The organism is Dietzia sp. DQ11-38-2, from assembly GCF_014145055.1.
GTDB lineage: Bacteria > Actinomycetota > Actinomycetes > Mycobacteriales > Mycobacteriaceae > Dietzia.
Window position 1 is genome coordinate 1 of the sequence record NZ_JAALDW010000023.1, and the last position, 7,509, is coordinate 7,509.

At 71.1% G+C, this 7,509-nt stretch carries 6 protein-coding genes; 5 read left to right on the plus strand and 1 reads right to left on the minus strand.

Annotated elements, in window-relative coordinates; genetic code table 11:
• From G6026_RS00920 to G6026_RS00935, 4 genes are all read left to right on the plus strand, one after another.
• On the plus strand, positions 1-1,565 hold a 1,565-nt coding region (locus G6026_RS00920; RefSeq protein WP_206681998.1), incomplete at its 5' end, for a VWA domain-containing protein.
• Positions 1,566-1,590: 25 nt separating this feature from the next.
• The gene (locus G6026_RS00925; RefSeq protein ID WP_241725894.1) at positions 1,591-2,766 is read left to right on the plus strand and encodes an iron-containing alcohol dehydrogenase; all 1,176 of its coding nucleotides are present in this window, start codon (positions 1,591-1,593) and stop codon (positions 2,764-2,766) included.
• Positions 2,763-4,139, plus strand: a complete 1,377-nt coding sequence (locus G6026_RS00930; RefSeq protein WP_182611968.1) for an ATP-binding protein — start codon at positions 2,763-2,765, stop codon at positions 4,137-4,139. The genes G6026_RS00925 and G6026_RS00930 overlap by 4 nt, the downstream gene beginning before the upstream one ends.
• The gene (locus G6026_RS00935) at positions 4,136-4,783 is read left to right on the plus strand and encodes a response regulator transcription factor (protein ID WP_182611969.1); all 648 of its coding nucleotides are present in this window, start codon (positions 4,136-4,138) and stop codon (positions 4,781-4,783) included. Before G6026_RS00930 ends, G6026_RS00935 begins: the two co-directional genes overlap by 4 nt.
• Positions 4,784-4,797: 14 nt before the next feature.
• Here the strand turns inward: G6026_RS00935 and mftM are convergent, their stop codons facing one another.
• Positions 4,798-5,631, minus strand: coding sequence for a mycofactocin oligosaccharide methyltransferase MftM (gene mftM / locus G6026_RS00940; RefSeq protein ID WP_182611970.1), 834 nt, complete (start codon positions 5,629-5,631; stop codon positions 4,798-4,800).
• Positions 5,632-5,834: 203 nt separating this feature from the next.
• On the opposite strand from mftM, the gene G6026_RS00945 reads away from it, so the two are divergent.
• Entirely contained in the window at positions 5,835-7,358 is a 1,524-nt protein-coding gene (locus tag G6026_RS00945; RefSeq protein ID WP_107755412.1) for an aldehyde dehydrogenase family protein, read from the plus strand.
• The last annotated feature ends 151 nt before the right edge of the window (positions 7,359-7,509 follow it).

Genomic DNA, 7,509 nt, shown 5'->3' on the forward strand with positions numbered 1-7,509 from the left:
GCCGGCCGTGGGAGCGGACGACGATGACGATCGGCCCGGGGCCCCGCGTCTCGCCCCCGGAGGTCCTCGACATCGTCTCCGTGGTGTTCGGGCGTCTCCTGAGGGAGCGCGGGGTGGCCGTGTCCCCGGCCGAGGTGGTGGAGGTGCGGACGGTCCTCGCGCTGCTGGGGGCCTCGCGGCCCGAGGTGCTGCGGCCGGCGCTCCGGGCGGTGACCGTCAAGTACCGGCGGGAGAACCGGGTCTTCGACGCGGTGTTCGACCGCCTCTTCCTCGGTCTGCACGTGGCCCGGACCGAGGGCGCCGCCGGTGCCCGTGGCGATGATCCGCAGGTGGGGGCGCTGCCCGACGAGCTGGAACTGGACTCGGAGGGGTCGTCACCGTTCACCCCATCGGACCTGGACCCGGCAGAGATCGGTGACCTCGTCGAGGGCGACGACACCGCCCGGCGTGATGAGGGCATCCACTACGACGACTCCGACTTCTCGACCGCGACGGGCGAGGAGGAGTTCGCGGTCGAGCAGGGCGCCGAGCAGTGGCGGTCGACGGTCACCTACGAGATCGAGGTGGACCGCGCGTCGTCGGACCGGGTCGGGGAGATGGGCTCCTCCGCGGTCTCGGTGTCCGGCGACGAGTCGTTGGACTGGGGGGACGCGCTCGACGTCCTGCGGACCCTCGACGGTTACGACGCCCGCCAGGTGTACGCGGGTTCCGGTGAGGACGGCGGGCCCCCGCCGAGCGAGCAGGTGGGGATGTTCGTCGACGCGGTCGTGGAGTTCCTCAGGAGCCTGACGGACGACGTCACCGACGGGGGAACCGGTGGGAGTGGCGACGACGAGGATCGCGGGGGCGTGGAGGGAACCGATGACGGTGACCTCGAGCGCGCGTCACACGAGGTGATGCGCCGGATCCGGGGAGCGCCCCGCCGGCGTTCGCGACCGTTCGCGCGTGGGGTGCTGGACTCGCGCTCCACCCTGCGCCGGGCCTGGGCCACGGACGGCGAGGCGTTCACCATCATGAACCGCACCCGCGTGCCCGGACCGCTCAAGCTTCTGATCCTCGTCGACGTCTCGCTCTCGGTCCGTCCCGTCACCGGATTCGTGCTGCGACTGGCCCAGAGCCTGCATCAGAAGGTCAACCGGTGCTCCGTCGTCGCCTTCGTCGACCGGCCGGTCGACGTCACCGACCACCTGCTGTCCTCGTCGGGCGCGGGGGCACTGGCGACCGTGCTTGCCGCGCCCGGTCTGGATCTGGAGGCGAGCAGCGACTACGGGCGGGTGTTCGCCGAACTCCTCGACCGACACGGGGATCTGGTGGACGCCCGGACCTCGGTCCTGGTCGTGGGTGACGGGCGGAGCAACGGGCTCGATCCGCGGGAGGACCTGGTGGGGCGGATCAGCAGGCGGGCCCACCGGATGGCGTGGATAACCCCGGAGGCCCGGAGGTACTGGAACCGGCCGAGCTGTGGGCTGAGCGGCTACGCCCGGTACCTGGACGGGGTGGTGACCGCGCGCGATCCCGCGGAACTGTCCGAACGGGCAGGTCTGTTGGGAAGCTCGCTCGCCTGACATGACCCGGGCCTATCGTGAGGTCATGTCCGCGGAAGGCCGGGTGGCCAAATTCCACGCGCCGGAGATCCTCTTCGGTTTCGGTGCCCTGCCCGAGGCCGCGACCGCCGCCATGGGGCTGGGGGCCCGTCGCCCCCTCGTCGTCACCGATCCGTGGCTCGAACTCACCCCGTGGCCGGGGACCGTGGTGGACGCCTTGAGGGCGCGGGGTGCCGAGCCGGTCGTGTGGTCGCACGTCCGACCGAACCCGCGCGCCTCACAGATCCTCGAGGGTGCGCAGACCTATCACTCCTCGGGGTGCGACGTGATCGTGGCGGTGGGGGGTGGGTCGGTGATCGACGCCGCCAAGGGGGTCGCGCTGGTCGTGTCCAACGGCGGACACGTCCTCGAGTACGAGGGGGTCGACCGGGTCCGGCTGCCACTGCCCCCGGTGGTGGCCGTGCCGACGACGGCCGGCAGCGGTGCCGATGTCTCCCAGTTCTGCGTGGTCAACGACTCGGACCGCCTGACCAAGGTGACCATCGTGAGCCGTTCGCTGGTGCCGGACGTCACCGTCATCGACCCGGCCACCCACGCGACAGTTCCCGAGGACGTGCGGGCGGCCACGGCGATCGACGTGCTCTCGCACGGGGTCGAGGCCTATTCCTCACGCGCGGCGGGCCCGTTGACGGACTCCCACGCCCTGCGCTCCGTCGAGCTGTGCACTCGGTCGCTCGACCGGCTCGGGCGCGGCGGGAGGAACGGTGGGAGGTGCGGTGACGAGCAGTTGGAGGCGATGGCGCTCGCGTCGCTCGAGGCGGGGATGGCCTTCAGCAACGCCGTCCTGGGGGCGGTCCACGCGATGAGTCATCCGGTGGGCGGCCGGTACGACGCGTCTCACGGCCAGATCAACGGGGTCCTGCTGTCGCATGTGGTCCGGCACAACGGGACGGTGATGGCCCCGGACCGCATGGCGGATCTGGCCCGTGCCGCCGGCGTCGCCGTGGGGTCGCGCGCCGGTCAGGTGACGGACCGGGTCGCGGACCGCTTCCGCGACCTCGCGGAGTCCGTCGGGATCCCGACGGGGCTCACTCACCTGGGGGTCCGGGGCGAGGACATCCCCACGCTGGCCGCTCACGCACTGCGCGATCTGTGCATGGCCACCAATCCGCGTCCCGTCACCCTCGAGGACGTCGATCGGCTGTACCGGGAGGCGTCATGAGCGAGGGGCCGACCGACCTGGACTCCCTCCTGGGCCTCCGGTCGGTCAAGAGGAGCTTCTTCGACCAGTACCGCGCTGCGGAGTCCAGGCTGCGCCGCTCGATGCACGCTCTCGATCGCGTCTCGGGTGCGCTGGTGCGGACCGCCGAGGGGCCCGAGGAGCTGATGCTGTCCGTCCTCAAGGTCGCCTACGACCAGCTCGACGCCGAGTGGGCGCTGGTGGCCCTGCGGGACGGTCAGCTCCCGTCCGTCGAACCACGGCACGTCATCGTGGACCCCGAGGGACGGTTCGTCGCGTTCGAGGGGCGGGACCTGGCACCCGTGCCGGAGGGGTTGCCCAAAGGCGTGGTCAACGTCCTTCTCGCGGTCCTCCGCGGCGGCCGGTCCGCCGAGGTCGCGGAGGCCGGCGGACCCGACGCGGTCACCGTGCCGCTGATCCTGCACGGCGGGGTGATCGGGGGGCTGGCGTCGTGGCGACACCCCGGGCGGCAGGCCGACGACATCGACACGGTGGTCCTGCGGATCCTCGCCGCGCAGGCGGCGGTCGCGCTGCACAACTCCGTCCTGTTCCGCGACAAGGAGATGCTCCTCGCCCGGGCGGAGGAGGCCTACGAGGAGGCCCGGGGCCACGTGGTGGAGCTGTCCCGGCGGAACTCGGAGCTCGAGATCGCCCATCGCGAGCTCGATGCCGCGCACCGCCAGCGGATCCTCGACGTGGAGCGGTCCCGGATGGCCCGGGAGCTCCACGACAGCGTGTCCCAGCTCGTCCTCGGCGCGGGGATGCACCTCCAACTGGGACTCGACGCGGTGGGAGACGCCGACCGGCAGCGGCCCCTGCTCGAGAAGGCCGTACACCTGACCGACCAGGCCGTCGACCAGTTGCGGTCCGTGATCTACGCCCTGCGCACGATCGACGACGGGGACGCCCGGCTGAGCAGGCTGATCGAGGACCTGTGCCGCCTCCACGTCCCGTCGACCATGTCCTCCGAGGTCCGGGTGCTCGGCGACGAGGTCCCGACGAGCCCCGGGATCGAGCACGAACTCCTCCGGATCGCCGGCGAGGCGCTCTCGAACGCCGCGCGGCACTCGGGGGGCGACGGCGTGGTGGTCACCCTCGACTTCGGTGACGAGGCCGTGGCGCTGACCGTGGAGGACGACGGTGTGGGGAGGCCGGAGGAGCTGCGGAGCCTGCTCGAGGCCGTGCGGACCGGGTCCCCGGAAGAGCGCCACGGTCTGGTCAACATGAGGGAGAGGGCGGAGATGGTGGGAGGGGAGTTGCGTATCGCGGGGGCCGACACGGGCGGGGTGGCGATCACCGTGGTGGCGCCCGGTGTCGGGGGCCTCGACGCAGCGGCCCGGGGGTCGGTCCGATGACCCCGGCGGCCATGATCCGCACCGTGCTGGTGGACGACCACGCGGTGCTCCGCGAGGGCCTGCGGTTGATGCTCGAGCGGGAGCCCGACCTCGAGGTGGTCGGTGAGGCGTCGACCGCGGACGCGGCCCTCGGGGTCATCAACTCGACCCGCCCGGACGTCGCGGTGATCGACCTCAAGTTGGGCAGCGGGTCCGAACTCGACGGGCTGCGTCTCTGCGCGGCGGTCCGCGACCTGTTCCCCGGCGTCGCCCCGCTGGTGCTCACGACCTTCCTCGACAAGGCGATCGTCGTGCGGGCGGTCCGGGCGGGGGCGCGGGGATACGTGGTCAAGAACGTGGACGTCACCGAACTGGTGACCGCCGTCCGGTCGGTGTCGGAGGGGCAGAGCGCCTTCGACGCGCGAACCGCCTCCATGGTGGTGGACGCGCTCAGGGGGGTCGAATCGGCGTCCGAGGCCCTGTCGGCCCGGGAGATCGAGGTCCTCGCGCTGCTGGCGGAGGGAAGGTCCAACAAGGAGATCGGTCAGGCGCTGTTCATCTCGGCCACCACCGCGAAGTTTCACATCAGCAACATCCTGCGCAAGCTCAAGGTCTCACGGCGCGCCGAGGCGGTGTACGTGGCCAGTCGGCAAGGCCTGCTCTGAGCTGCACCGGCACGTCATCGGTCCACCACCAGCCATCCGCCGTGGTCCTCGTCGACCCGCGTCCGCACCCCGGGGGACCAGCTGTGACAGAGCGACCCGATCCGGTCGGCGAGCGCGGCCAGCGTGGGGATGTCGAAGGTCCGGACATGACCGTATTGCGTCACGGCGACGGGCTCGAAGGGCACGGCGATCACCACGCGTCGGCGCGCCAGTCGCAGTGCGTCGCGGACCATGTCCCAGCCGGCGCCCTCGTCCACGTGCTCGAGGACGTGGACGAGGTAGACGGTATCCGCTGTACCCGCGGCCAGCGGGCTGGTCCGTGCGTCGAGGCAGACCGGCGAGGGCAGGGGTCCGTCGGCCGGCGCGCAGGACCGGAGGAGCCCGAGTACGGCCGGGTCGAGGTCCACGGCGACGGTTCTCACGCCCTCCCGGGCGAGGCGGAGGGACAGGAAGCCGAAGCAGCATCCGATCTCCACCGCGGAGTGGCCGACCATCTCGGCCACCGCCCGGTCGTGGACCGGGGAGAACGGGCAGACGCCGCTGGCCAGTGCCGAGATCGACGACCGGTAGTAGGCGGACCAGCACTCCTCCCAGGTCGCGTCCCGGCAGGTCACCAGCGCCGTCACCGCCCGGTGGAACTCGTCGACGGTGTGCAGGACCCCGGTGGCGAGCAGATCGCGGGACATGGCCGGGATCAGCGCCTCGCTCACCTCGTCGTCGTCGAGGTCGTGCCCGATCCGCACCCGACGGTCGTCGGCGGTCACGGTGAACGCCCCGAACCGTCGGCCCCGTCCGCCCCGGACCGCCGAGATCTCCCGGAACCCCGGGGGTGTGGCTGTGGTCTGCATGGGGGCCGACGCTAGGGCTCCCGGGGGCCCTCGACGAGGAGAAGCAGCGGATTCCGGCAGCTCGAACGGGTGCGGACCTGCCCGTCCGGGCAGTGCAGACCCGGGCCGGTCGCCGTGCAACGTTGCTGCAACCCCGCCGCGCATAGTGTCCTACATCACAGCGTCGACCACGGGGGTCGCGCGGAGGAGTAAGGAGGGGCACGATGCCCGTTTTCGCACAGCCCGGCGCCGATGGTTCGGTGATGTCCTACCAGAGCCGTTATGAGCACTACATCGGCGGCGAGTGGGTGGCACCCGTCAAGGGTGAGTACTTCGAGAACGTCACCCCGATCACCGGGCAGGTCTTCTGCGAGGTCGGCCGCGGGACGTCCGAGGACATCGAGGCCGCCCTCGACTCCGCGTGGGCGGCCGCCCCCGGGTGGAACGCCACCTCCGCGGCCGAGCGGTCGCTGGTCCTGCTCCGGATCGCCGACCGGATGGAGGAGAACCTCCAGGCCCTCGCCCTGGCCGAGTCGTGGGACAACGGCAAGCCGATCCGCGAGTGCCTGGCCGCCGACATCCCGTTGGCGATCGACCACTTCCGCTACTTCGCCGGCTGCATCCGCGCCCAGGAAGGCGGGATCTCGCAGATCGACGAAGACACCGTGGCGTACCACTTCCACGAGCCTCTCGGCGTGGTCGGCCAGATCATCCCCTGGAACTTCCCGGTCCTCATGGCGGTGTGGAAGCTCGCCCCGGCGCTGGCCGCGGGCAACTGCGTGGTGCTCAAGCCCGCCGAGCAGACCCCGGCGTCGATCCTGTTCCTCATGTCGGTGATCGGCGACCTGCTCCCGCCGGGTGTCGTGAACGTGGTCAACGGATTCGGCACCGAGGCAGGCAAGCCGCTGGCCTCCAACCCCCGGATCCGCAAGGTCGCCTTCACCGGCGAGACCACCACCGGACGCCTGATCATGCAGTACGCCTCGGAGAACCTCATCCCGGTGACCCTCGAGTTGGGCGGCAAGAGCCCCAACATCTTCTTCGAGGACGTCATGGACGCCGACGACGACTTCCGTCAGGCGGCGCTCGAGGGCTTCGCGATGTTCGGCCTCAACCAGGGCGAGGTGTGCACGTGCCCCTCGCGCGCGCTCGTGCAGAGGTCGGTCTTCGACGAGTTCAGCGAGCTCGCGATCGAGCGCACCAAGCAGATCACGCAGGGCAATCCGCTCGACACCGACACGATGCTCGGCGCGCAGGCCTCCAACGACCAGTTGGAGAAGATCCTGTCCTACATCGACATCGGCAAGCAGGAGGGCGCGGACGTCCTCACCGGCGGCGGGCGGGCGGAGCTCGAGGGCGATCTCGCGGGCGGCTTCTACGTGCAGCCGACCGTCTTCCGCGGGCACAACAAGATGCGCCTGTTCCAGGAGGAGATCTTCGGTCCCGTGCTGTCCCTGAGCTCGTTCACCGACTTCGACGACGCCATGATGATCGCCAACGACACGCTCTACGGCCTGGGCGCCGGCGTGTGGTCGCGTAACGGCACCACCGCCTACCGGGCCGGTCGCACCATCCAGGCCGGCCGGGTGTGGACCAACACCTACCACCAGTACCCGGCCCACGCGGCGTTCGGTGGCTACAAGCAGTCCGGCATCGGACGTGAGAACCACCGCATGATGCTCGACCACTACCAGCAGACCAAGTGCCTGCTGGTGAGCTACTCGGGTAAGCCCCAGGGCTTCTTCTGAGTCGCGGCGGACCAGTGGAGGAAGGACCGTCCATGGACGACGTCTGCGGACTGCCCTCCGGCGGGAGCGTGCCCATCGCGGCGCGGGCCCTCCCGCCGGAGGGGGCGCCGCCCGGGCTGCCGGCGCGCGTCGTGGTCACCGAGCCGGCCGA

Coding starts and splice junctions, on each gene's coding strand:
- G6026_RS00935 (WP_182611969.1), top strand. CDS start 4,136: ATGACCCCGGCGGCCATGATCCGCACCGTGCTGGTGGACGACCACGCG.
- G6026_RS00925 (WP_241725894.1), top strand. CDS start 1,591: ATGTCCGCGGAAGGCCGGGTGGCCAAATTCCACGCGCCGGAGATCCTC.
- G6026_RS00930 (WP_182611968.1), top strand. CDS start 2,763: ATGAGCGAGGGGCCGACCGACCTGGACTCCCTCCTGGGCCTCCGGTCG.
- G6026_RS00945 (WP_107755412.1), top strand. CDS start 5,835: ATGCCCGTTTTCGCACAGCCCGGCGCCGATGGTTCGGTGATGTCCTAC.
- mftM (WP_182611970.1), bottom strand. CDS start 5,631: ATGCAGACCACAGCCACACCCCCGGGGTTCCGGGAGATCTCGGCGGTC.